Source organism: Micromonospora sp. CPCC 205539 (assembly GCF_036906815.1).
In the GTDB taxonomy this organism is placed as follows: domain Bacteria; phylum Actinomycetota; class Actinomycetes; order Mycobacteriales; family Micromonosporaceae; genus Micromonospora.
Map to the genome: position 1 here is coordinate 38,930 of NZ_JBAKHW010000003.1, position 24,053 is coordinate 62,982.

Genomic DNA, 24,053 nt, shown 5'->3' on the forward strand with positions numbered 1-24,053 from the left:
ATCAGGGCTCCACCTACGGCAACGGTGTGTCAGTCCGCCGCCGACTCCGGGCGGTGCTTCTTGATCCACGCCTCGACGTCCGACTTCCGCCAGACCTTGCCCATCGCCAGCACGGCGACCGGCTCCGGGAAGTTGCGCTGATTGGCGATCACGGAGGCACGCTGCCGCGACACGTTCCCGAGCAGCACCCGGATCTCCGCTACACCAACCAGCTCCACCTTGTTGACGATGACAGCGGCACCGTCCCCGCACTCCGACAACTACGGAGACTGTTGACACTGACAACACTGCCGTGCACCATCGAGGCATGTCTTCGCCGAACGTGTCGCCGGTCCATCTCCGTCAGCGACGGGCGGTCCGCCCGCACCTTCCGATGCGGCCGCTCTGGCTGTGCCGGGTCTGTGCGGCCGCCTGGCCATGCCCGCCGGCCCGGCTGCTCCTGACCATGGAGTACCGGCGGGACCGGGTGGCGCTGTCGGTCTACATGGCTGGCCAACTCTTCGACGCGACCGCCGATCTGATCACGCTCAACCCGAACCCGGCGCCGACCCCGGTCGAGCTCTTCGAGCGGTTCCTGGCCTGGACGACGTACCGGGCGCGGCGCGACACCGACCCGGCGGGCGGCTAGCTCGGGCCGTGGGGCGTAGCGTTCCTGTCACTCGTGGACATCGACGGACCCGCGCGCCGCGATTCCTGGATCGGGCGCTGTCACGACGGGCGCCGAACCGGACATGGAGTAGACGTGAGCTCCGGGACTGAGCACGAGGACCACTTCCGACGCGTCTACGCGGTCAACTTCAAGGCACTGCTGGCGTATGCGATGCGGCGCGTCGAGCAGCCCGAGGACGCGGCCGACGTGGTGGCCGAGACCTTCCTCGTCGCCTGGCGGCGCAGCCGCGAGATGCCGCCCGAGGCGGAGGCCCGGTTGTGGCTGCATGGTGTGGCCCGGCGGGTGCTGGCAAACCACCACCGCGGCGGTGCACGCCGGGGACGGTTGGGCGATCGCTTGCGACAACGACTCAGGGTCGCGGCGGCCGTCGACCCGGGCAGCGAGGTGCCCGAGCGGCTCACCGTCCGGGCCGCGCTGGCCCAGCTGAACGAGCTGGACCGGGAGGTGTTGACGCTGACCTTCTGGGAGGGTCTGGAGCCGCGCGAGATCGCCACCGTCCTCCAGGTGAGCCCGGCCGCGGTCCGTACCCGCCTGTCCCGCGCCCGGACGCGGTTGCGGGAACTCATCGGTGACGACCTCGACCCAGGCGGACATGTACTCGACGTCATGGCCGAACGCGTCCCCAAGGAGGGCAGATGACCGACGAACACCTCGACCGGAAGGTCCGAGACGCCGACCCGTACCGACCCGAGGTGATCGCGAACCTCGGCGGGGCCGCACAGGACCTCCTGGAGGAGATCATGTCCACACCGACCCTGGAGACCGTCACCGAGCCGCCCGGTGGGCGCCCCCGCGCTCGCCGCCACCTGAGGAGCAGCCTTGTCAGCGCAGGCGTCGCGGCCGCCGTGCTCGCCGTCGTCTTCGGCGTCTCCATGGTGAAGACCGATCAGCCGGCGGGCACCGACGCGTCCCCCGAGGTCAGCTCCACCCCGGAGGCGCCGATCACCTATTCGGCCATGGTGCTCAAGGCGGCCGAGCAGAACCCTCGGCTGCTGATCAACCAGCCCGGCTGGAAGGCGACCGCCGTCTACGGTTTCACCAAGCAGGTGGGTGCCATCACGTTCACCAACGGTGGCCGGCACCTGGAGATGAACTGGTACCAGGCCCGGCAGTACGACGGTTACCACCAGAGTCGGCTCAATGTCAGCAAGCCGGAGCCGGTGCAGGTCGACCGCTGGCCGGGTGAGTTGTTCCGGTACAGCGCGGACGAGTTCGCGGTGATGCTCCGGCCTCGCGACGGCGCCTTCGTCGAGATGCGCACCTCGGGTGGCTGGGCGCGCAGCGATTTCGATCGGGTCCTCGCCAGCGTGGTCCGCGTTGACGCCCGGACGTGGCTGGCCGCGCTCCCGGCGGAGATCGTCACCCCGAGTCGGGTGACCGAGCGGGCGGCCGCGGTGCTCGCCGACGTGCCACTCCCCCCGGGCTTCGACCCCGCCACGCTGACCATCGAGGGCGTCAACGACCCCTACCAGTTCGGCTTCCAGGTGATCGGCCCGGTCGGCTGCGGGTGGATCGCCGAATGGCTGCGCGCGAAGGAGGCCGGCGACGACGCCGCACTGCGGCGGGCCGCCGACGCGTTACGCGGTAGCCACACGTGGAAGGTGCTGCATCAGATGAACGCCGCGGGTGACTGGCCGGAGGCGTTCTGGGAGACCGCCGACCAGGTGGTCGCCGGGAAGCCGCCAGCCACGTACAAGAACACGATCACCTGCGAGTAGTGCGGTCGGCGGCGTCACGTGCGTCGGTGGTATCGGTTGCGGCGGGGTAGCTGGTCGGGGTCGAGCCAGGCAGGTGGCACGAACTCCGGCTGGCCGTCGCCGCCGAGTCGGACGACCCAGTCGCTCTGGTGGAGGTGTCGGTGGTGCTGGCCGCAGAGCAGGACGGCATTGTCGAGGCTGGTGGGACCGCCGGCCGCCCAGTGGTGGAGTGGTGGGCGGCGCACCAGCGGGGTGGTCGGTCGCAGCCGGCGAACGCACAGCCGCCGTCCCGCAGGACCAGGGCTCGACGGAGTGGGCCGGTGATGAGGCGACGCTGCCGGCCCACGTCGAGCACCTGACCGCCGCCGCCGAGCACGGCCGGCAGGATCGCGGCGTCGCAGGCCAGCCGGCGCACCGTATCGGGAGTGAGCTGCAGACCGATGTCGAGGGTGCCGGCGCGCAGGTGCCGGGTCAGCCCGTCGTAGCTGGTGGTGACGACGAGCTGAGCCGCCTCGCCGCCGTGCTCGGGCAGCTCACCGGTGCGCAGGGCGAGTCGACACACGTCGGCGAGCGCGTCGTGGCGGCGCTGCCCGGGGCTGCGGGCGTCGAGCCCGGCGGGCGCGGTGAGCGGATCGATGACGGCGCGGAGCAGGCCGGCGGCCTCCGCGTCGAGGGTGCCGGCGAGCCGTAGCCGACCGCCGGGCTGCTCGGAGACGGTGACGTGCCGATCCCGGGTTGCCCGGCCGGCCTCGGCCTCCAGTGCTGACCGTCCAACTCGCGCACGGGCCGCCAACTGCACGAAGGCCAGGCGCTGCTGGAGCCGGTGCGTGGCATCGATCGCCGCGAGCAGGTCGCGCTCGGAGAGGGCCCAGGTGGCCGCGGCGGCGCAGGCCGCCACCGCGCTCTCCGCCCGCACCAACTCATCGACCACAGACGAACTTTAGAACAGGTGTACGACAACCTTCGGTGCGGTCAGTCGCCCTCGGGTGTGCGCTTGGCGCGGCTGGGCTGCACCCGCTTGGGCTCGCCGGGCATCTTCGGGTGGTCCGGCGGGTACGGCAGATCACCCTGGCCGGCGGCGGCGTCCCGCTCGGCCCACTCGAGCAGCGGGGTGATGTCCCATGGTGCGTCGTCGATGCCGGCGTGCGGGTCGCCCCGCTCGGCGAGCCGGGTCGGGACGCTGCGCAGGTCGAAGTCGTCCGGCTCGACGTCGGGCAGCTCGGCCCACGTGACCGGGGTGGAGACGGTGGCCCGCCCGTTGGCCCGCAGCGAGTACGCGCAGGCGATGGTGCGGTCCCGCGCCATCTGGTTGTAGTCGACGAAGACGCGCGTGCCGCGCTCCTCCTTCCACCAGGCGGTGGTGACCAACTCGGGCGTGCGGCGCTCCACCTCGCGGGCCAGCGCGATGGTGGCCCGGCGCACCTCGGTGAACGTCCAGCGGGGTTGAATGCGCAGGTAGACGTGCACGCCCCGACCGCCGGAGGTCTTCGGCCAGCCGACGGCGCCCAACTCGCCGAGCACCGCATGGACCTCGGCGGCGGCCCGTGCCGCGTCGGCGAAGTCGGTGCCGGGCTGCGGGTCCAGGTCGATGCGCAGCTCGTCGGGGCGGTCGGCGTCCGTGGCGCGCACCGGCCACGGGTGGAACACGATGGTGCCCATCTGCGCCGCCCAGGCCACGTGCGCCAGGTCGACCGGGCGAAGCTCTGCCGCGCCCCGGCCACTCGGAAACGTGATCTCGGCGGTGGACACCCAGGGCGGAACCCCTCGGGTGGGCACCCGCTTCTGGAAGAACATCTCGCCCTCGATGCCCTCGGGGAAGCGTTGCAGCGTCGTGGGCCGGTCCCGTAGCGCGCGCATGATCCCGTCGCCGACCGCGAGGTAGTAGTGGAAGACGTCCGCCTTGGTGAACCCCCGCTGCGGGAAGATCACCCGGTCCGGACTGCTCAGTCGGACGGTGTGCCCGGCCACCTCGACCTCGGTGACCGCTGCCTTGGTGCCACCCATCCCGCGACCTTATGCCAAGCCCCCGACGTTCGACGTACCGTTGGGGGGTGAGTCTTGACGACAATGAGCTGCCCAGCACCGAGGACGAGTGGCGGGTCCGGTTGACCCCCGAGGAGTTCCACGTTCTGCGCGAGGCCGGCACCGAACGCCCGTGGACCGGCGAGTACGTGGACACCAAGACGGCCGGCGTCTACAACTGCCGCGCCTGCGGGCTGGAACTCTTCTCCAGCGACACGAAGTTCGACTCGCACTGCGGGTGGCCGAGCTTCGACGACGCCATCCCGGGCCGGGTCAAGGAGATCGCGGACCGCAGCCTCGGCATGGCCCGCACCGAGATCCGCTGCGCCCGCTGCAACAGTCACCTCGGGCACGTCTTCCACGGTGAGGGCTTCACCCCGAAGGACACCCGGCACTGCGTCAACTCGCTCTCCATCCGGCTGGACGCCCGCTGACCTGAGCACCCGCCGCTAGCGAAAGTAGCCGCCGTGCGGCGGGAACTGCGGCCCGCGCAGCCGCCGCACGGCGAAAGCTACGCCCGCGCAGCCGCCGCACGGCGGTGGGGCGTGCTTACGGCGTACCCCTGAGGAGGCCGACCTCGGCGGTCCGGGACTGTTCGATGCGCCGTGCCAGGTCGCGGACCCGCTCGCTGCGGCCGACGTCGACCTGGGCTCGGGCCAGGTCGGCGGCCGCCTGCTGGTGCTCGGTGAGCACCTCGCGCAGTACGCGGTCGACGTCGGCGGCGGACGCGGCCCGCAGGCGGTCGAGCGCCGCGTCGTCTCCGTGGCCGGCATGGTGGTGCCCGGCCGCGCCGGTGCCCGGGCCGGCGGTGGGCAGCCATCCCCGCATGGTCGACAGCTCGTCGGCTTCGGTCGCCTCGATGGCGGCGGCGAGGGTACGCAACGCGTTGTCGGTCACCCGGTCCCGTGCCAACCGGACGATCTCCAGGGTGCGCTCGCTGTGCCCGGCCATGGTGGTGAGGTACACGACGTCGATGCCGCTCAACTCGTCCCCGGCGGCCGGTTGCGGCATGGCCGGTGGGGTGGACGAGGGCGACCCGGCGCAGGCGGCGGGTAGCAGCAGCACGGCGAGCAGGGGCGCCAGCAGGGTGCGACGGTTCATGCCGGGTGCTCCGATCACACGAGGACGGCGACACGGGTGCGGCCGAGGCCGCACCCGTGCGGTCAGACCTGAAGCCAGAGCGCCGGGACGTTCGGCGGCTCCCAGCCGGGGATCGCGGTGTGCGCCTGCCGGCAGCGGTACGTCAGGCCGCCGTAGGTGACCTGGTCGCCGACCTGGTACGCCCGACCCGTGGTCCAGCTCCCGCCCGCCGGCGGATTGGTCGGCGTCGGGGTGGGGGTGGGCCGTGGAGTCGGGGTGGGGGTGGGGGTGGGGGTGGGCCCACCGCCTCCGCCACCGATCTGCACGTCGATGCAGGAGTAGAAGGCGTTCGCGGTGTCGGAGATGTTCCAGACCGCGAGGACCTTCTGCCGGCCGGAGAACCCGCCGAGGTTGACGTTGTGCGAGACGGTGGCGCCCGGCTGCTGGCCGTTGCCGTTGACCACGCCGACCCGGGTGTTGCCGATCCAGTACTCCCAGTTGCTGGTCGCGTGCCGGGCGGTGTTGACCCAGGTGAAGGTCAGCGAGGTGCCGACCGAGGTGGCCGGCCAGCCCCGACTGTCGTCGTTGAGGACGGCGAACTGGGCGATGTTGGCGTTGCAGCTCTTGAGGCCCTTCGGCCCCTCGACGCTCTGCGGCTCGTACTTGATCTGCCCGCAGTCGGGCACCCGGCCCTGGGCGCAGAGCGCCTGCCGGCTCGGTGGGGCGGAGACGTAGCCGTGCGCCTGGGCGGGCGCGGCGACGGCGAGGGTGGCGACGACGGAGCCCGCCGCCACCAGCGGGACAGTGATTTTTCGACGCATCGGGGCAGCTCCTTCGGTGGTCCGGTGGGTGCCCCTCAAGGTAATTTAAACTTTATTAACAGTAAAGACCCCCATCGATAAATTACATCGATGGTGACAAGTGCGGTGCTCGGCCGCTCAGAGCCGGAGCAGGTCAGAGTCGGAGCAGGCTGCCGCGATCATCGACCTGGTCGGCCGAGTCGTCGTCGAGCCACACCCCGCCGCTGGCCAGGTAGCGGAACCGGTACTCCCCCTGACCGAGCCGCACGGTCACCGTCCGGGTGCCGTCGCGACGGGTCACCAACTCGTGCCGGCCGGGCTCCCACCCGTTGAAGGTGCCCACCACGCTCACTGGGCCGGGCGGGACGTCCCGGGGCAGGCAGAACGTGACCCGGGTCTGACTGCCAAAGAGTTTGCTGCGCTTGATCACTGCGATCCTCCGGGGGTTGCGGCGGCTCATTCGACCTAACGGCCGACTCGCCGGAGCCGACACGCCGCCGCAGGTGGCCAGCGAACGACATTTCGGCCACCAGCGCCCCCACACTGCGGCACTCTGGAGGCACATGTCCTGATACGGGGGTTTTCTGATGGCCACGTGCGAGGTCTGCGGCAACGACTACTGGATGGCATTCGAGGTGCGTACGGTCAGCGGCGACGTGCACACCTTCGACTCCTTCGAGTGCGCCGCCCACCGGCTGGCGCCGATCTGCGAACACTGCAACGTCAAGATCCTCGGGCACGGCGTCGAGGTCAACGGCCGTTTCTTCTGCTGCGGGCACTGCGCTCGCGCCGTCGAGGGCGCGGAAGGCGCCGAGATCCGGGACGCCGTCGGCGCACGCCCCGCCTGACCCACCCGGCACACCCCCACGCCCGCCCTCGCCCGCACGCCCACCCTCGCCCGCACGCACGCACGCACGCACGCCCGCACGCACGCACGCACGCACGCACGCACGCACGCACGCGGTGATCATGAGGTTGGCGGGCGGCAAGCCGGACAAAACATCTCGCCAACCTCATGATCACCGGGGTCGGGCGAACAGGTTCGTGCTCGATCCTGGATGTAGTGGGGTCTGCGCCGGGGGAAGCCACTAGAACCAGGATCGAGCGCGATCTTGGGGGCGACGGGCGACCGGGCGACCGGGGGCGCAGCACGACCGCGCGAGGCAGCGCGACCGGGTCGGTGGGGCGACGGATGGCCGGGAGGCGGGTACGGTCGCCTGATGCGGCCATTCTTGGGCGTCCTGCCCCCTCCGCGCTCCTGATCGGAGCGCGCCTGCCGCCGACCGGGTGACCCGGCTCGGCCATCTCGCCGTACGCGCTCCGTCGACGTCGTCCCCGTCAACGGCTCACCCTTCGGAGCGCACCCGTGTCCACCTACTCCCGTACCGTGTCGCCGGCCGTCCCCGCCACCCCGACCGTCGCCCGGGCCCGTACCGGCCTGATCCAGATCACCGTCACCGGCGTGCTGTGGGGCACCACCGGTGTCGCGGTGCAACTCCTGCGCGAGAGCACCGGGCTCAGCCCGGTGAGCATCGGCTTCCACCGCCTGGCCATCGCCGCGCTCGTCCTGCTGGCGTGCACCGCCGGCCGGATGCGCTCCCTGCTGACCGCCCTGCGCGCCACACCGGTGCCGCTGCTGCTCACCGGCGTCGGCCTCGGGCTATACCAGGCGCTCTACTTCGCCGCCGTGGCGCTGGCCGGGGTGGGCGTGGCCACCGTGGTCAGCCTGGGCCTGGCCCCGGTGCTCGCCGCGGCCTGGGAGTCGGTGCGGGCCCGTCGACTCCCCGGCCCGCTGCGGCTCGGCACGCTTGTCGCCGCCGTGGCCGGCCTCGCCCTGATCACCGGCGCCACCGCCGAGCCGACCACGGCGGCGCCCGCACCACTGCTCGGCCTGGTCGCGGCCGCCGGGTCCGGCCTGGGGTACGCGGTGAGCACCCTCATCAGCCGCCAGGTATCCCAGCGCACCGCGCCGATGCCGCTCACCACCATCTCCACCGCGATCGGCGCGCTGACCCTGGCCCCGTTCGCGCTGGTCGCCGGGGTCGGCGTGCCGGTACGCGTCGACACCGTGGCGCTGCTGCTGCACCTCGGCGTCATCACCACGGCGCTGGCGTACGCGCTGTTCTACGCCGGGCTGCGCACCACGACGGGCAGCGTCGCCGCCGTGCTGACCCTGCTCGAACCGCTCACCGCCGCGGCGCTGGCCGTCGCGCTGCTGCACGAACCGCTCCCCCTACCGGTGCTCGTCGGCGGCGCGCTGCTGCTCACCGCCGTGGCCGCCACCTACCTCAGGCCCACCAGGCCGGACGCGCCATAGTTGAACCCGGCCGGGCGAGCCAGCGGCCCAGCGAGCCAAGCGAGCCAAGCGAGCCAAGCGAGCCAAGCGTGGCAAGCGTGGCAAGCGTGGCAAGCGTGGCAAGCGCGCCCAGCGGCCCAGCGTGGCAAGCGCGCCCAGCGGCCCAAGCGAGGCCACCGAGCCACCGAGCCGACGGGCCAGCAAGCGACCAGGTAGCCGGACCCCGTCCGGCCGAACGGGTCGGCCTACCATCGGAGAGTGCCCCAGCAGACCGCCGAGATCCGGACCGCGTCCTTCGCCGACCTGACCGCCCGCACCTTCCACGATCTGCTCAAGTTGCGCATCGACGTGTTCGTGGTCGAGCAGGAGTGCCCGTACCCGGAGCTCGACGGGCGGGACGTGGAGCCGGGCACCCGGCACCTCTGGCTGACCGACGGCGACGCGCCGCTCGCGTACCTGCGGATCCTGGCCGACCCGGACGGCGCCGCCCGGATCGGTCGGGTGGTGGTGGCCCCGTCCGCGCGTGGTGGCGGGCACGCCGGCCGCCTGATGACCGCTGCGCTGGAGGTGGTGGGCAGTCGGGCCTCCGTGCTGGAGGCCCAGTCGCACCTGGTCCCCTTCTACGCCCGGCACGGCTTCACGGTGAGCGGCCCGGAGTACGTCGAGGACGGCATCCCGCACACCCCGATGCGCCGCGCGGCCATTGACGTGTGACGATACGCCTGGCATCGTGCCAGGCAGAGCCAGCGAGCAGGCACGGGAGCGGGCAACTCCCGGCGGTCCGGGTGTCGTCGTCCGACCTCATCCCCCGGGGGCTCCCCATGTCCACTCTCGTCCGATCACCACGCGCACTCTGGCCGCTCGCCATCGCGGCGGCCGTCACGCTCCTCCTGACCGGCGCGCTGACCACTCTGCTGGCCGGGCCCGCCTCGGCACACGGCTCGGTCGTCGACCCGGCCTCGCGCAACTACGGCTGCTGGCAACGCTGGGGCAGCGATTTCCAGAATCCCCGGATGGCCACCGAGGATCCGATGTGCTGGCAGGCCTGGCAGGCCGACCCGAACGCCATGTGGAACTGGAACGGCCTGTTCCGCGAGGGCGTCGCCGGCAACCACCAGGGCGCCATCCCTGACGGCCAGTTGTGCAGCGGCGGCCGCACCTCCAGTGGGCGCTACAACGCCCTGGACACCGTCGGGGCCTGGAAGACCTCCGCGGTCTCGAACAACTTCCGGGTCCGGTTCTTCGACCAGGCCAGCCACGGCGCCGACTACATCCGGGTCTACGTGACCCGGCAGGGCTTCAACCCGCTGACCGAGCCGCTCGGCTGGGACGACCTTGAGTTGACCGGCCAAATCGGCAACACCCCGGCGTCGCAGTGGACGCCGGTCACCGGCGGCGTCTCCATCGAGATCCCGGCCACCGCGCCGGGGCGCACCGGCCGGCACATCGTCTACACCATCTGGCAGGCCAGCCACCTGGACCAGTCGTACTACCTGTGCAGTGACGTCGACTTCTCCGGCGGACCGGGCACGCCGCCGCCGACCACCCCGCCGCCCACCACCCCACCGCCGACGACTCCGCCACCGACCACACCGCCTGCCGGGGCGTGCACGGCGTCGTACCAGGTCACCGGCCAGTGGGCTGGCGGCTTCCAGGCCGACGTGCGGGTGACCGCCGGCAGCACGCCCACCCGGGGCTGGTCGGTGAGCTGGAGCTACGCCAACGGCCAGCAGGTCAGCTCGTCGTGGAACGCCACCGTCAGCACCAGCGGCACGCAGGTCACCGCCCGCAACGTCGGCTACAACGGCACGCTCGCCGCCGGAGCGAGCACCACCTTCGGCCTGCTCGCGAGCTGGACCGGCAGCAACCCGATCCCCCAGCTCACCTGCACGGCAACCACGTAACCCCGCACCCCCCGCACCCCCACCACCCACCCCTCACCCACCCACCCACCCACCCACGCGATCTTGCACTTACTGTCGCCCGATCGCGGCTTACGCCCCTTTCGTCGGGGCAGAAAGTGCAAGATCGCGCGGGGCTGGGGCGCGGGGCGCGGGCGCGGGGCTGGGGCGCGGGGCGCGGGGCTGGGGCGCGGGGCTGGGGGGCTGGGGCTCGGGGCGGGGTCAGACCAGGCAGTTGACGATCTCGGCGATCGAGCGCCGGCGGCCCGTGTAGAACGGGACCTCCTCGCGGACGTGCCGGCGGGCGCTGGAGGCACGCAGGTCACGCATCAGGTCGACGATCCGGTGCAGCTCGTCGCCCTCGAAGGCGAGCATCCACTCGTAGTCACCCAACGCGAACGAGGCGACCGTGTTGGCCCGTACGTCCGGGTAGCCACGGGCCATCTTGCCGTGCTCGGCCAGCATCTCGCGCCGCTCGGCGTCGGGCAGCAGGTACCACTCGTAGGAGCGGACGAACGGGTAGACGCAGATGTAGGAGCGCGCCTCCTCGCCGGCCAGGAACGCCGGGATGTGGCTCTTGTTGAACTCCGCCGGCCGGTGCAGCGCCATCTGCGACCAGACCGGCGTCAGCGCCCGACCCAGGGTCGTACGACGGAACCGCAGGTACGCGTCCTGGAGCGCGTCGCTGGAAGCGGAGTGCCACCAGACCATGATGTCCGCGTCGGCGCGCAGCCCTGCGACGTCGTACACGCCCCGGATCACCACGTCCTTGCCTGCCAACTCGGCGAAGAGAGCCTCGACCTCACCGGTGACGCTGTCCCGCATCGAGGGCAGCGGGGCGCTGGCCCGGAACACCGACCACATCGTGTAACGGATGCTGTCGTTCAGCTCCCGCAACCGGGCCGCGTTGGTCTGCTCGGTCATCTCGCCGATCCTCCCAGTGCTGTGATGATCTCCTCGGCCGCCGTCTCGCCGGAGCGGACGCAGACCGGGATGCCGACGCCGTCGTAGCCGGCGCCCGCGAGGACCAGGGTGGGGTACGCGGCCCGCAGCGCCGCCCGCGCGGTGGCGACCCGGTCGTTGTGCCCCGGTGGGTACTGCGGCAGCGCCCCACCCCACCGCTGCACGTGCCCGTCGACCGGGGCGGGCAGCGGGGCACCGAGCACCGCCGACAGCTCCCGGTGCACGGTGGCCGCCAGATCCGCGTCCGGGCGCTGGAGCTGTGCCTCGTCGCGGTACCGGCCCACCGAGGCGCGGACCAGCGCCAACCCGTCCGGCCGGCGCAGGTGGCCCCACTTGGTGCTGAAGAAGGTGGCCGCTTTGATCAGCAGGCCCTCGGTGCTCGGCACCAGGAAGCCGGACAGCTCGGGCAGTCGCGGCTCCGGCAGCGCCAGGGTCACCAGCGCGACGCTCGCGTAGTCCAACTCGCCGACGCCCGCCGCCACCTCCGGGGCCGGGCCGGCGAGCAGCCGAGCCGCCGGTCGGGCCGGCACCGCCAGCACGACAGCGTCGACGTCCACCAGCTCGGGATCCCGGGTCGGGCCCACCGTGAGCCGCCAGCCCGTGTCGGTCGGGACCAGCTCGCGGACTGCGGCGTCCCGCCGTACCGTCGCGCCGCTGGCCGTCACCGCCGCCTCGACCAGGGTGCTCAACCCGCCGGCCAGGGTGCCGAAGACCGGGGCGCCGGGAGCGCGCGGCGCGGCGGCCTGCGCAGCCCGAACCGCGCCGACCAGGGTGTGTTCCACCCGAGCCGCGCGGGCCAGCGCCGGCATGGTGGTGACCAGGGAGAGATCGTCGGCGCGGCCCGCGTACACACCGCCCAGCATCGGGTCGACCAGCCGGTCGACCACCTCGTCGCCGAAGCGGGACCGGACCAGCGCGCCCACCGAGACGTCCGCGTCGGGCCCGACCAGAGGCCGGCCGCCGTCGGTGTCGCCGTCCGCGAGCGGGCGGGCCACCGTCGTCACCCGATCCAGATCCCCGGGTACGCCCACCAGGGTGCCGCCCGGGATGGGGCGCAGCCCTCCGTCGACCACCAGCGCCGCCTGACCCACCGTCGGGTGCACGATCTCGTCGGTCAGCCCGAGCCGGCGGGCCAGCGCCACCGCGGCGGACTCGCCCCCGGCCGGATCACGCATGAGGAACGACTCGGCCCCGAGCTCCACCGGCTGGCCGGCCAACTCGCCGGTCCGCAGCTTGCCGCCCAGCGCGCCGGACTGCTCGTACACCGTGATCTCGGTGCCCTCCGGTGCGCGGTCGCGCAACCGGACGGCGGCGGCCAACCCGGCGATCCCGCCGCCGACCACCGCTACCCGCCAGGGCTGCCGCATCGCCTTCTCAGCCCTGGTAGGCCCGGCGGCTGGAGACCTCGTGCACGAGCGCGACCACCCGGGTCAGCACCTCCGGATCGGTCTCCGGCAGCACCCCGTGGCCGAGGTTGAACACGTGCCCGGGGGCCGCCGCGCCCTGCGCCAGGATGCGACGCACCTCGGCCTCCACCACCGGCCACGGCGCGAGCAGCACACACGGGTCCAGGTTGCCCTGGACCGCCTTGTCGGAACCGATGCGGCCGGTGGCCACGTTCAGCGGGGTACGCCAGTCGACGCCGACCACGTCCGCGCCGGCCTCGCCCATCGCGCCGAGCAGCTCGGCGGTGCCCACCCCGAAGTGGATCCGCGGCACCCCGGCGCCGACCAGCCCGCTCAGCACGGCCGTCGAGTGCGGCAGCACGTAGCGGCGGTAGTCCGCCTCGGAGAGGGCGCCGGCCCACGAGTCGAACAACTGCACGGCGGAGACCCCGGCGTCGATCTGCACCCGGAGGAAGGCCAGCGTCACGTCGGCCAACCGGCCGCAGAGCGCGTGCCACAGCTCCGGGTCGCCGTACATCAGTGCCTTGGTCTTGGCGTGGGTCCGCGACGGGCCGCCCTCGACCAGGTAGCTGGCCAGGGTGAACGGCGCGCCGGCGAAGCCGATCAACGGCGTGTCGCCCAGCTCGACCACCAACTGCCGGACGGCCTCGTCCACGTACGGCACGTCGTCGCGCGTGATCGGGCGGATCCGCTCCACGTCGGCGGCGGTCCGGATCGGCTCGGCGACCACCGGGCCGGTGCCCGGCACGATGTCCAGGTCGACACCGGCCGCCGCGACCGGCACCACGATGTCGCTGAACAGGATCGCGGCGTCCACGCCGTGCCGGCGCACCGGCTGGAGGGTGATCTCGGTGACCAGGTCCGGGCGGCGGCAGGACTCCAGCATCGCCACGTTCGCGCGGATCTCCCGGTACTCCGGTAGCGAACGGCCGGCCTGGCGCATGAACCAGACCGGGGTGTGCGGCCCGGGTCGGCGACGGCAGGCCCGGATGAAGGGCGAGTCGGCCGGTCCGCCGGGACGCGGGTCTCCGTCTCGGGCAGCAGTGCCCGTGGTGTCCGTGGTCATCGCCGCAATCGTGCCACGCCCTCCACCCGGTCCCCCGCCCACGCCCCCATTTGTGACCCGCCCCGCCCGCTCACCCGGGCGTCGGCGCGCCGTCGAAGCGGGTCGACCGGCGGCGGCATAGGCTGCCGGTATGGCCCCCCCGATCGCGCTCCCGGAGACCTTCGCCCGCGCGGTCGCCGGGCTGCGGTCGCCGGCGCCCCGGCCGGAGATCACGCTGGAGGAGGTCGGCGCTCCCCAGCGACTGGCCCCGTACACGTTCGCGCTCTCCGCGACGGTGCTGCGGGACGGCGACGAGGTGGCCACCGGCCGGCTGATCCTGCTGCACGACCCGGTCGGGCACGAGGCGTGGCAGGGCACCCTGCGACTGGTCACCTACGTGACCGCCGAGCTGGAAGTCGATCTGGCCGCCGATCCGCTGCTGCCCGGCGTCGGCTGGACCTGGCTCACCGACGCGTTGGACGCCCAGGACGCCGGCCACCGGGCGATCGGCGGGACGGTCACCCAGACCATGTCGACCCGGTTCGGTGACCTGGCCGGTCCACCGACGGCGGGCGACATCGAGATCCGCGCCTCGTGGACGCCGACCGACGACGACCTGTCCCCGCACCTGCTCGGCTGGTGCGCACTCCTGGCCTCCACCGCGGGCCTGCCCCCACCCGGCGTAACGGCCCTACCCGACCGCCGCCCCGCCGGCGCAGCCTGACCCCAGCCCAGCCCAGCCCGGCGCAGCCTGACCCCCAGCCCAGCCCGGCCCAGCCCAGCGCGGCCCAGCGCGGCCCGGCCCGGCGCGAGCCAGCCCAGCCCGGCCCGGCCCGGCCCGGCCCAGCCCGGCGATCTTGCAGTTTCGGTCGCTCGAATGCGCGGAATGCCCCCTATGTCGAGGCAGCAAGTGCAAGATCGCGCATAGGGAGGCGGGTCAAGGCCACCCATCTCGTCGATCATGGAGTTGTGGTGCGCCCTTTGGCCCTGTACGGGCTACTTTGAGTCGCACCACAACTCCATGATCGATCCGGCGGAGCGGTTCTACAGGTAGTTCTCCGCCTCGTCGCAGATCTTGTCGAGGCCCTTCATCGCCGCGTTGTAGGCCGCCTTGTTACCGGCCGCCCCCGCGCCGAGCGCGGTGGTCAGCTTGTCCAGGCAGGTGGCGATGACCTTCTTCTGCCGGGCCTGCTCGTCGCGGTCGTTGCGGGTACCGGTGAGGTCCTGCTCGGTGTCGTCGAGCTTGTCCTGCATGGCCTGCATGTCGGTCTTCAGCTTCGCGATCTCCGTGGTGTTGGCCGCGATGGTGCCGTCACGCTGGCTGACTTGCCCGGTGAGCCGCTTCTCGGTGCTGTTCAGCTCGCTGTTCTTGGTTACGAACAGCCCGGTCATCACTCCACTGACGACGAAGAGCAGCGCGGCCACCACGGCCAGCACGAGCACCGCACGACCACGTCCGGCCGTGGGCGCCGCGGTCGGGCCGTACGGCGGCGCCATCCCGGGCGGCGCGGACATCGGCTGGCCGTACGCCGGGCCGGACACCGGAGGCGCGGACATCGGCTGCCCGTACGCCGGGCCGGAGACCGGAGGCGCGGACATCGGCTGCCCCGCGTACGGCGGGGCGCTGGCGGGGTAGCCGGGCGCGGGCTGCGGCGCGCCGTACTGCGGCGGCACCGGGGCAGCGGCGCCGTACTGCGGTGCCGTGGCCTGACCCGGGGCGTACTGCTGCGGCACGGGCTGGCCGGCCGCATGCGGCACGGTCGGCTGCGCACCGGCCGAATGCTGCACGGTCGGGTTGACGGCCGACTGCGGCACGGTCGGCTCCGCGCCGGACGGGCCGGCCGGCGGACCGGCGGCGTACCGCACGGTCTGGTCGGCGGCGGACGGGTCGCCGCCGGTCGACGGCTGAACCGGGACGGCCGGCGGGAGACCCTCCGGCCCGGTCGGTGGCTGGGACATCGCTGATCCTCCAGGGTGAGCGGGTCCCGCGCCGGTGGGCGCGATGGACCGGGTGACATGGCGAGGTACGGCCGGGTCGGGGACTCGGCCGGGAACGGAATCGGCCGGGAACGGCCGTGGTGGGGCGAGTGGGGGCGACGCGGTTGCCGAGTCGCCCGGATCAGCAGATCTTGAAGCCGTCGCAGGCGACCTTGATCGGAATGGCCAGCCCGATGCCCTCGGCGTCGCGGGCCTTGGCGGTCGCGATACCGACCACCTGCTTGCTGCCATTGATCACCGGACCGCCCGAGTTACCCGGGTTGATCGGGGCGTCGAACTGGATGGCCGGGCCGGAGTTGCCCTGGGCGTCGCGCAGTGCGCTCACCACGCCCGTGGTGACGCTGTCCTCCAGGCCAAGCGGGGCACCGACGACGATGATCTGCTGACCGGATTTCACCGTGGCGGGCGCGGTGACCAGACCGGTGAACTTGCTGGTGGTACGCAACTGCGCCACATCGTTGGTCTTGTCGACCTTGACGATGGTGGCCGGGTAGCGCTGGTCGGTGCGCTCCAGGAAGACCTGACGTCCACCGCCGTCCCAGACCGCCTCGACGACGTGGAAGTTGGTGAACAGGTTGGTCCCGCCACCGGTGGTCGGCTTGCCCACCGCGAACGCGGTGCCGGTGAACTGGCCGGCCCGGACGCGGAACACGCTGGGCAGCACGGCGCTGGCCACGGCCTCCGGGTTGAACGCGGCACCGGCCTGCTTCTCCAGCGCATCCGCGCGCTTCTCCACGCCGTCGAGCCGCTTCCCGTCGCCGTCCTGGGCCTGGGCCAACTGCCGGTCGGTGTCGGTGAGCCGGTCACCGAGCCGGTCGAGCTGGTACGCCTGCACCCCGGCAACGACGGCCAGCACCAGAACGGCCAGCGTGGCGAGGACGGCCGGCCAGCGACGGCGAGTGGGGCGTGCCGGCGGCAGCGGGGCGGCGGCCGGCCATCCCGGCTGCCCTGGGGCGCCCGGGTAACCCGGCGTGGTGAACGGCGGCGCGCTCGGCGGCGGCGCGGCCCCCGCCGGTGCGTAACCACCGACGCCCTGCGCGGCAGGGCCCTGCGCCGGGGCGCCCGGGCCAGCGGCCGGCGGGTAGGTCGGCGCAGCGGCGGGCGGATAGCCCGAGCCGCCGGCCGGCGGGTAGCCGCCAGGGCCGTACGGGGTGGTGGGCGCGGGTGCGCTGCCGTAGGAGGCGGCCGGGGCGGTGCCGGGAGGTGCCGTCGGGGCGGCCCATTGGCCGGCGTTGGGCGGGGCGGACCAGCCGGTACGGGGAGTCGGGACCACCCGGGACGGATCGGTGCCCCCGGCCGGTGCGGCGGGCCACGTCGACCCGACGGCGGGGTGCGGCTCGATGCGCGGTGGCAACGGACCGGGCCGGTCGGCCGCCGGGTCCACTCCACCCGCGTCGCCAGGGTCGGCGCCCGCCGGTCGCCCGTCCCCCGAACCGAAGCCAGCCGTCATGATCGCCTTGCCTTTCCCGTCGTTTCCCCGTGCCGCAGAACCAGCCCGCGAATCACCCGGACCGGCTGTGGCCGCATGGACCGTACCTGCGCGAACGGGGTTTGTCTCCCCCGATGTCCGGCCTCCGACGGGACACCTGCCGGACACCTGACCGACACACGCCGGGACCGGCTGCACCCGCCGGATCACCGCGCGCACTAGGGTTGGCAGGTGACCGACGAACCACCCCTGCGCCGTCGGCCCGCCGAAGACCTTCCGGGAAACGCCCCCCACCAGCCACCGTCGGCACAGCCGCAGCCGGTTGGCGAGGGGGCCGACCCGATCGACGGTGGGCCCGTGCCGCTGATCGCCCCGCGTGACGGCACTCCTGATCCGGTAGCCGCTCCGGCCGAGCTCGCCGAGGTTGTGGCCCGCTTCGCCGCGGGCACCGGCCCGGTCGCCCTGGACGCCGAGCGGGCCTCCGGCTACCGCTACAGCCAGCGCGCCTACCTGGTGCAACTCCGCCGGGCCGGCGCGGGTACGGCATTGATCGACCCCTTGCCGCTGCCCGACCTCAGCACGCTCGACGCGGTGATCGGCGAGGCCGAGTGGGTGTTGCACGCGGCCAGCCAGGATCTGCCCTGTCTGGCCGAGGTGGGGCTGCGTCCGCGGCGCCTCTTCGACACGGAACTGGCCGCTCGGCTGGCCGGATTCGAGCGGGTCGGCCTGGCCGCCCTGACCGAGCAGTTGCTCGGATTCACCCTGGAGAAGCACCACTCGGCGGCCGATTGGTCGAGCCGACCCCTGCCCGAGTCGTGGCTGACCTACGCCGCTCTCGATGTGGAGCTGCTCACCGACCTGCGTGACGCGCTCGACGCCGAGCTGACCCGGCAGGGTAAGTCGGCCTGGGCCGCGGAGGAGTTCGACGCGCTGGTCCGCACCGGTGCGCGCCCACCCAAGGTCCGCGCGGAGCCGTGGCGGCGCACCTCGGGCATCCACCGGGTGCGTGGGGCCCGAGCCCAGGCCCGGGTCCGCTCGATCTGGTACGCCCGCGACCAGATCGCCGCTCGGCGGGACGCCGCGCCCGGCCGGGTGCTGCCCGACTCGGCGATCATCGCCGCCGCCGAGTTGGACCCGACGGACGAGAAGACCCTGCTGACCCTGCCCGGCTTCGGCGGCCGGTCGGTCCGCCGACTGGCCCGCACCTGGCTGGCGGCGCTCGACGACGCCCGGCAGTTGCCGGAGGATTCGCTGCCGGTCACCCCGGTGGTGGAGGGCCCGCCCCCGCCGCACCGGTGGGCCGAACGGGACCCGGTGGCGGCCGGGCGGCTGGCGCGTTCCCGGGAGGTGGTGGTCCGCATCGCGGGCGAGCACAACCTGCCTCCGGAGAACCTGATCACCCCGGATTCGGTCCGCCGGCTGGCCTGGACCCCGCCGCAGGAGGTCACCGAGGAGACCGTGGCGGAGGCCCTGCGCGGCTTCAACGCCCGCGAGTGGCAGATCGCCCTCCTGACCCCCGACCTAACTCTCGCCCTGGACCCCCCGGCAGCAACTCCGGCTTAACCCCCACCCCACCCCACCCCACGCGGCCCCACCCCCGCCCTCGGCGCGGCCCCACCCCCGCCCTCGGCGCGGTTGATCATGAGGTTGACGGGCGATCTGGAGATCCACCGCCCCGTCAACCTCATGATCGCCCGCGAGGGCGGGGCAGAGGCGACCGCGAGGGCGGGCCAGGTGCGACCGCGGGGGCGGGGCAGGGTGCGTGGCAGTGTGGGGTGGGCCACAGCGGGGGGTGCGGACGGGGTTGGTTACTGGCGAGTAGCATCCGGGGCAACGTGCCCGTGTCGGCGACCCTCATTCGTTCCCGAGCCGCCTGTCGGCGCGAAGGCCTGATGATGGTCGAAAAGGAGGCTCCAGTGCCCCGTGAAGTTCGGGATGTCGTCTTCGTCGACGGCGTCCGTACCCCGTTCGGCAAGGCGGGCGGCATGTACGCCAACACCCGCGCCGACGACCTGGTGATCCGTTGCATCCGTGAACTGCTGCGCCGCAACCCGCAGCTGCCCCCGGAGCGGGTCGAGGAGGTCGCCATCGCGGCCACCACCCAGATCGGCGACCAGGGCCTCACCATCGGGCGGACCGCCGCCCTGCTGGCCGGTCTGCCCAAGACCGTTCCCGGCTTCGCGATCGACCGGATGTGCGCCGGAGCGATGACCGCGGTGACCACCGTGGCCAGCGGCATCGCCATGGGCGCGTACGACATTGCCATCGCCGGCGGCGTCGAGCACATGGGCCGCCACCCGATGGGTGAGGGCGTCGACCCCAACCCGCGCATCATCGCGGAGAAGCTGGTCGACCCGTCCGCGCTGGTCATGGGCGCCACCGCGGAGAACCTGCACGATCTCGTCCCGCACATCACCAAGGCACGCACCGACGCGTTCGCGCTCGCCTCGCAGCAGAAGACCGCCAAGGCGTACGCCAACGGCAAGCTGCAGGACGACCTGGTGTCGATGTCGATCCGGGACGCCGAGGGCGGCTGGGGTCTGGCGACCGTGGACGAGGCACCACGGGACACCTCGTTGGAGAAGCTCGGCACCCTGAAGACCCCGTTCCGCCCGCACGGCAAGGTCACCGCGGGCAACGCGGCCGGCCTGAACGACGGCGCCACCGCGAGCCTGCTCGCCTCCGAGGCCGTCGCCCGCGAGCTGGGCCTGCCGGTCGCCATGCGGCTGGTGTCCTTCGGTTTCGTCGGCGTCGAGCCGGAGGTGATGGGCATCGGCCCGATCCCCTCGACGGAGAAGGCGCTGCGCATTGGCGGGCTCAGCATCGACGACATCGGCCTGTTCGAGCTGAACGAGGCCTTCGCCGTGCAGGTGCTCGCCTTCCTCGACCACTTCGGCATCGCCGACGACGACCCGCGGGTCAACCAGTGGGGCGGTGCGATCGCCATCGGCCACCCCCTCGCCTCGTCGGGCGTCCGGCTGATGACGCAGCTGGCCCGCCAGTTCGCCGAGCACCCCGAGGTCCGCTACGGCCTCACCGCGATGTGTATCGGCATCGGCATGGGCGGCACGGTCATCTGGGAGAACCCGCACTGGGAGGGTGGCAACAAGTGAAGGCACCGAACGAGGTCGTCACCAAGGCGCTGCTGCGCCAGGTGAACGTGCCGGGGCTGGACCGGCCGGCCGCCCTGATCACCCTGGACAACGGGCTCGACCACACCAAGCCGAACACCTTCGGGCCGGGCGGGTTGACCGACCTGGACGACGCGATCACCGCGGCGTTGGCCGCCGACCCGGCGTTCATCGCGGTCACCGGCAAGCCGTACATCTTCTGTGTGGGCGCGGACATCGTCGGCCTGCCGCAGCTCGCGGACCGCGCGCAGGCCCTGGAGATCGGTCGGCTCGGCCACCGGGTGTTCGCCCGGCTCAAGGACAGCACCGTTCCGACGTTCGCGTTCGTCAACGGCGCGGCGATGGGCGGCGGCCTGGAGCTGGCGCTGCACTGCCACTACCGCACGCTCTCCGGCGGTGCGGCGGCGCTCGCCCTGCCCGAGGTGTCGCTGGGCCTGGTGCCCGGCTGGGGCGGCACGCAACTGCTGCCGAACCTGATCGGCATCCCCGCCGCCACCCAGGTGATCATCCAGAACCCGCTGATGCAGAACAAGATGCTCAAGCCGAAGCAGGCCGCCGAGCTGGGCGTCGCGGACGTGCTGCTGGAGCCGGCCGACTTCCTGGAGCGATCGCTGGAGTGGGCCGCCGGTGTGGTGCGGGGTCAGGTCACCGTGACCCGGCCCGAGGTCGACAAGGACATGTGGGCGGGCGTGCTCTACTTCGCCCGCGAGACGCTGAACCAGCGGCTGCACGGCGCGGTTCCCGCCGCGTACAAGGCGTTGGACCTGCTGGAGACGGCGAAGGACGCGGACTTCGCGGCCGGCACCGCCGCCGAGGACGAGGCCCTCGCGGACCTGGTCTTCTCGGAGGAGCTGCGCAGCGGTCTGTACGCGTTCGACCTGGTGCAACGGCGGGCCAAGCGCCCGGCCGGCGCACCGGACAAGGGTCTGGCCCGCACGATCACCAAGGTCGGCATCGTCGGTGCCGGCCTGATGGCCAGCCAACTGGCGCTGCTCTTCGCCCGCCGCCTCCAGGTGCCGGTGGTCCTCACCGACCTGGACCAGGCGCGTGTGGACAAGGGCGTCGGCTACGTGCACACCCAGATCGAGAAGGCCGTCACCAAGGGCCGGATGGACAAGGGCACCGCCGCCAAGCTGTACGGCCTGGTCAGCGGCACGGTCGACAAGAGCGCCTTCGCGGACGCCGACTTCGTCATCGAGGCGGTCTTCGAGGACCTGGGCGTCAAGAAGCAGGTCTGGGCCGAGTTGGAAAAGATCGTCTCCCCGGAGGCGGTGCTCGCCACCAACACCAGCTCGCTCTCGATCACCGACATGGCGGCCGACCTGGAGCACCCGGAGCGGGTGGTCGGCTTCCACTTCTTCAACCCGGTGGCGGTGCTGCCGCTGCTGGAGATCGTCCGGGGTGAGCGCACCGACGACGCCACCCTGGCCACGGCGTTCGCGGTCGGCAAGCAGCTCAAGAAGTCGAGCGTACTGGTCAAGGACGCCCCGGCGTTCGTGGTGAACCGGCTGCTCACCCGCTTCCTGGGCACCGTCTTCGCCGCCGTCGACGCGGGCACCCCGCTGGACGTGGCGAACAGCGCACTGGACCCGCTGGGCCTGCCGATGCGCCCGCTCGCCCTGCTCCAGCTCGTCGGGCCGGCCGTGGCGTACCACGTGGGCGGGACCCTGCACGCGGCGTACCCGGACCGGTACGGCGTCAGCGAGAACCTCAAGCGGATCGCCGACTCGGGCCAGCCGATCGTGGTCGACGACCAGGTCAACGAGGACGTTGCCAAGCTGCTCGTGGTCGGCGACCAGCCGTTGACGGCCGAGCAGGTCCGCCAGAGCGCGCTCGACGCGATGGCGCAGGAGATCCGGCTCATGCTGGACGAGGGCGTGGTCGCCGAGGCGCAGGACATCGACCTGTGCATGATCCTCGGCGCGGGTTGGCCGTTCCACCTGGGCGGCGTCACGCCGTACCTGGACCGGACCGGCACCGCCGAGCGGGTCACCGGCCGCCGGTTCCTGCCGCGCGGAGCGGCGAGCCTGCCCGCCTGACCGACCGCAACACCACCGATCGCGGTGGCCGAACCGTCCGAAAGGGACGGCCCGGCCACCGCGATCGTGTCTGTTACCCCAGGCGGTACGGGGTGTCGTGTTGAACGGGCAGCGCACGGGACAGCGCGGAGAGCAGTCTCCGGGTTAGGATCATCCGTTTTCCATCCCGATCTTGGAGCTGACTGATGTCCCAGCCGCCGGCCAACCCCCATGGCACGCCGCCCGGTTCCTATCCCCCGCCGCAGCAGCCCGGCCAGCCGGCGCCGTACGGCCAGCCGGTTCCCGGACAGCAGGGTGGCTTCCCGCCCGCCCAGCCGGGTCAGCCGTACGGCGACCCGAGCCTGTCCGCCGGCCCGCCGGCACCGAAGAAGTCGAAGGCCGGCAAGATCATCCTGATCGTGCTGGCCGTGGTGCTGGTGCTCTGCCTCGGTGGCGCGGCGATCACCTGGTTCGCGGTGAAGGACGAGGTGGGCGACGTCGTCGACGCCACCAAGACCCGGGTGTCCGCGCCGGCCACGCTCGCCGGCCGTGCGAAGAACACCGACCCGCAGTTGCAGAAGGCCGCCGACGACATGGTCGCCGGGATGAAGGCGACGGCGAAGAACGAGACCGGCGCGGTCGGTGCCTTCTACGGCGACCCGGCCAAGAAGGACCTCTTCATGATCGCCGCCGCCTCCGGCGTGATGGCGGACCCGAAGAAGGAACTGGACGACCTGGTGACCGGGCTCTCCAGCCAGGTGGGCGTGGCCAGCATGGCGACGGTCGAGGCCGGCCCGCTCGGCGGCGAGGCGCGCTGCGGCGACGGCAAGATCGAGGACGTGCCGGTGGGCATCTGCGCCTGGGCCGACCGGGGCAGCGTGGGCATGGTGATCTCGTACTACAAGACCGCCGACCAGGTGAAGGCCGAGTTCGTCACCATCCGGGGACAGATCGAGCAGAAGTCCTAAGTCGTTTCACCGGCCGGGGCCCCGGTTCACCCCGACGAGGGCCCGGGGCCCCCTTCGTCGGGAGGCGGGGGGGGGGTCAGGCGACCGGGAAGTACGCGTTGAGCTTGCTCTTGAGGTGCGCCGCGAAGATGATGCCGAGCGCCGCGCTTCCGCGGAACGCGGCAGCCGTGCCGGTGGTGGCGTCCACCGCCACGGGCCGGGCCAGCGCGGCGAACTGCACCCGCTGCTTCTCTGCCGCCCACGCCGAGGCCGCGGGCTCGATCTGGGTGCCGACCAGGGCGGGGAACACCGCCACCCCGTTCTGCAGGCCGCGCAGTTGCCCCTTCCGGGCGAGCACGTACTCCATCGCCGTCTTGCTGAACGACTCCAGGGCTCCGGCCGTGACCAGCGTCGTCGGCGCGGCGATCGTGAACAGGTGCAGCTTGGTCGCCATCCACCGCAGCTTGAAGTCGCCCCGGTGGCCGATCAGCACCGGCACACCGCCCCAGTCCTCGACCTTCACCTCGCAGCCGTCGGCCCGCAGGCGCTCCATGGTCGCGGTGAGGTAGGCCTGCACCGGCTCCGTCGCCGTCGTTTCCATCCGCGTACTCACCCTCCACGCTGCTGTCTCGGCCGCTCATCTAACAGCA

General features: G+C 72.6%; 24 protein-coding genes and 1 pseudogene. 13 read left to right on the forward strand and 12 right to left on the reverse strand.

From position 1 onward, the window contains the following. Positions 1 to 29: 29 nt before the first annotated feature. Positions 30 to 260, reverse strand: coding sequence for a helix-turn-helix transcriptional regulator (locus tag V6V47_RS03840; RefSeq protein ID WP_334626553.1), 231 nt, complete (start codon positions 258 to 260; stop codon positions 30 to 32). A gap of 47 nt (positions 261 to 307) precedes the next feature. On the opposite strand from V6V47_RS03840, the gene V6V47_RS03845 reads away from it, so the two are divergent. The 3 genes from V6V47_RS03845 to V6V47_RS03855 all read left to right on the forward strand — a co-directional run bounded on the left by V6V47_RS03845 (position 308) and on the right by V6V47_RS03855 (position 2,388). Beyond that, entirely contained in the window at positions 308 to 628 is a 321-nt protein-coding gene (locus tag V6V47_RS03845; protein ID WP_334626554.1) for a hypothetical protein, read from the forward strand. Between the two features lie 114 nt (positions 629 to 742). Next, a complete protein-coding gene (locus V6V47_RS03850; RefSeq protein WP_334626555.1) occupies positions 743 to 1,309 on the forward strand; it encodes an RNA polymerase sigma factor in 567 nt (188 codons plus the stop codon). Continuing rightward, the gene (locus V6V47_RS03855; RefSeq protein WP_334626556.1) at positions 1,306 to 2,388 is read left to right on the forward strand and encodes a hypothetical protein; all 1,083 of its coding nucleotides are present in this window, start codon (positions 1,306 to 1,308) and stop codon (positions 2,386 to 2,388) included. The genes V6V47_RS03850 and V6V47_RS03855 overlap by 4 nt, the downstream gene beginning before the upstream one ends. A gap of 14 nt (positions 2,389 to 2,402) precedes the next feature. Here V6V47_RS03855 and V6V47_RS03860 read toward each other — a convergent pair. Together V6V47_RS03860 and ligD are read right to left on the reverse strand one after the other, a co-directional pair. After that, positions 2,403 to 3,283: pseudogene (locus tag V6V47_RS03860) on the reverse strand (DUF222 domain-containing protein); the annotation flags it as partial. A 56-nt stretch (positions 3,284 to 3,339) separates the two neighbouring features. Further along, positions 3,340 to 4,371: a non-homologous end-joining DNA ligase gene (gene ligD, locus V6V47_RS03865; RefSeq protein ID WP_334626558.1), complete on the reverse strand. Its 1,032-nt coding sequence runs from the start codon at positions 4,369 to 4,371 to the stop codon at positions 3,340 to 3,342. Positions 4,372 to 4,418: 47 nt separating this feature from the next. Between ligD and msrB the strand changes: the two genes are divergently transcribed. Beyond that, on the forward strand, positions 4,419 to 4,823 hold the full coding sequence (msrB, locus tag V6V47_RS03870) for a peptide-methionine (R)-S-oxide reductase MsrB (protein WP_334626559.1): 405 nt from the start codon (positions 4,419 to 4,421) through the stop codon (positions 4,821 to 4,823). Between the two features lie 115 nt (positions 4,824 to 4,938). On the opposite strand, the gene V6V47_RS03875 is transcribed toward msrB, so the two are convergent. From V6V47_RS03875 to V6V47_RS03885, 3 genes are all read right to left on the reverse strand, one after another. Beyond that, entirely contained in the window at positions 4,939 to 5,490 is a 552-nt protein-coding gene (locus V6V47_RS03875; RefSeq protein WP_334626560.1) for a DUF305 domain-containing protein, read from the reverse strand. Between the two features lie 62 nt (positions 5,491 to 5,552). Next, positions 5,553 to 6,290 (reverse strand): lytic polysaccharide monooxygenase, encoded by a 738-nt coding sequence (locus V6V47_RS03880; RefSeq protein WP_334626561.1) that lies wholly within the window; start codon positions 6,288 to 6,290, stop codon positions 5,553 to 5,555. Between the two features lie 133 nt (positions 6,291 to 6,423). Beyond that, positions 6,424 to 6,699, reverse strand: coding sequence for a glycoside hydrolase (locus V6V47_RS03885; protein ID WP_334626562.1), 276 nt, complete (start codon positions 6,697 to 6,699; stop codon positions 6,424 to 6,426). Positions 6,700 to 6,856: 157 nt separating this feature from the next. Between V6V47_RS03885 and V6V47_RS03890 the strand changes: the two genes are divergently transcribed. From V6V47_RS03890 to V6V47_RS03905, 4 genes are all read left to right on the forward strand, one after another. Beyond that, positions 6,857 to 7,117: a Prokaryotic metallothionein gene (locus V6V47_RS03890; protein ID WP_334626563.1), complete on the forward strand. Its 261-nt coding sequence runs from the start codon at positions 6,857 to 6,859 to the stop codon at positions 7,115 to 7,117. Between the two features lie 518 nt (positions 7,118 to 7,635). Then, the gene (locus V6V47_RS03895) at positions 7,636 to 8,586 is read left to right on the forward strand and encodes a DMT family transporter (RefSeq protein ID WP_334626564.1); all 951 of its coding nucleotides are present in this window, start codon (positions 7,636 to 7,638) and stop codon (positions 8,584 to 8,586) included. Between the two features lie 237 nt (positions 8,587 to 8,823). After that, complete coding sequence (locus tag V6V47_RS03900; protein WP_334626565.1) at positions 8,824 to 9,279, forward strand: GNAT family N-acetyltransferase; 456 nt, start codon at positions 8,824 to 8,826, stop codon at positions 9,277 to 9,279. Between the two features lie 107 nt (positions 9,280 to 9,386). Further along, entirely contained in the window at positions 9,387 to 10,469 is a 1,083-nt protein-coding gene (locus V6V47_RS03905) for a lytic polysaccharide monooxygenase auxiliary activity family 9 protein (protein WP_334626566.1), read from the forward strand. A gap of 219 nt (positions 10,470 to 10,688) precedes the next feature. On the opposite strand, the gene hemQ is transcribed toward V6V47_RS03905, so the two are convergent. From hemQ to hemE, 3 genes are read right to left on the reverse strand one after another with little or no spacing between them, the layout of a single operon-like run. Continuing rightward, positions 10,689 to 11,390: a hydrogen peroxide-dependent heme synthase gene (gene hemQ / locus V6V47_RS03910; RefSeq protein WP_334626567.1), complete on the reverse strand. Its 702-nt coding sequence runs from the start codon at positions 11,388 to 11,390 to the stop codon at positions 10,689 to 10,691. Continuing rightward, positions 11,387 to 12,796 (reverse strand): protoporphyrinogen oxidase, encoded by a 1,410-nt coding sequence (gene hemG, locus V6V47_RS03915; protein ID WP_334626568.1) that lies wholly within the window; start codon positions 12,794 to 12,796, stop codon positions 11,387 to 11,389. Before hemG ends, hemQ begins: the two co-directional genes overlap by 4 nt. A gap of 7 nt (positions 12,797 to 12,803) precedes the next feature. Then, on the reverse strand, positions 12,804 to 13,901 hold the full coding sequence (hemE, locus tag V6V47_RS03920) for a uroporphyrinogen decarboxylase (RefSeq protein ID WP_334626569.1): 1,098 nt from the start codon (positions 13,899 to 13,901) through the stop codon (positions 12,804 to 12,806). Positions 13,902 to 14,031: 130 nt separating this feature from the next. On the opposite strand from hemE, the gene V6V47_RS03925 reads away from it, so the two are divergent. Further along, positions 14,032 to 14,604 (forward strand): DUF3000 domain-containing protein, encoded by a 573-nt coding sequence (locus tag V6V47_RS03925; RefSeq protein WP_334626570.1) that lies wholly within the window; start codon positions 14,032 to 14,034, stop codon positions 14,602 to 14,604. 320 nt (positions 14,605 to 14,924) lie between these two features. Here V6V47_RS03925 and V6V47_RS03930 read toward each other — a convergent pair whose 3' ends face one another. Together V6V47_RS03930 and V6V47_RS03935 are read right to left on the reverse strand one after the other, a co-directional pair. Continuing rightward, entirely contained in the window at positions 14,925 to 15,839 is a 915-nt protein-coding gene (locus V6V47_RS03930; RefSeq protein ID WP_334626571.1) for a hypothetical protein, read from the reverse strand. Positions 15,840 to 15,999: 160 nt separating this feature from the next. Continuing rightward, on the reverse strand, positions 16,000 to 17,328 hold the full coding sequence (locus V6V47_RS03935; RefSeq protein ID WP_334626572.1) for a S1C family serine protease: 1,329 nt from the start codon (positions 17,326 to 17,328) through the stop codon (positions 16,000 to 16,002). Positions 17,329 to 17,538: 210 nt separating this feature from the next. Here V6V47_RS03935 and V6V47_RS03940 point away from each other — a divergent pair, with 210 nt between their 5' ends. From V6V47_RS03940 to V6V47_RS03955, 4 genes are all read left to right on the forward strand, one after another. Then, positions 17,539 to 18,870 carry a ribonuclease D gene (locus V6V47_RS03940; protein WP_334626573.1) on the forward strand — a complete coding sequence of 444 codons (1,332 nt, stop codon included), beginning with the start codon at positions 17,539 to 17,541 and terminating at the stop codon, positions 18,868 to 18,870. Positions 18,871 to 19,223: 353 nt separating this feature from the next. Continuing rightward, the gene (locus V6V47_RS03945; protein WP_334626574.1) at positions 19,224 to 20,420 is read left to right on the forward strand and encodes a thiolase family protein; all 1,197 of its coding nucleotides are present in this window, start codon (positions 19,224 to 19,226) and stop codon (positions 20,418 to 20,420) included. Next, positions 20,417 to 22,477, forward strand: a complete 2,061-nt coding sequence (locus tag V6V47_RS03950; protein ID WP_334626575.1) for a 3-hydroxyacyl-CoA dehydrogenase NAD-binding domain-containing protein — start codon at positions 20,417 to 20,419, stop codon at positions 22,475 to 22,477. The genes V6V47_RS03945 and V6V47_RS03950 overlap by 4 nt, the downstream gene beginning before the upstream one ends. Positions 22,478 to 22,662: 185 nt before the next feature. After that, positions 22,663 to 23,424 carry a hypothetical protein gene (locus tag V6V47_RS03955; protein WP_334626576.1) on the forward strand — a complete coding sequence of 254 codons (762 nt, stop codon included), beginning with the start codon at positions 22,663 to 22,665 and terminating at the stop codon, positions 23,422 to 23,424. A 76-nt stretch (positions 23,425 to 23,500) separates the two neighbouring features. Here the strand turns inward: V6V47_RS03955 and V6V47_RS03960 are convergent, their stop codons facing one another. Further along, complete coding sequence (locus tag V6V47_RS03960) at positions 23,501 to 24,004, reverse strand: levansucrase (protein WP_334626577.1); 504 nt, start codon at positions 24,002 to 24,004, stop codon at positions 23,501 to 23,503. Positions 24,005 to 24,053 lie beyond the last annotated feature (49 nt).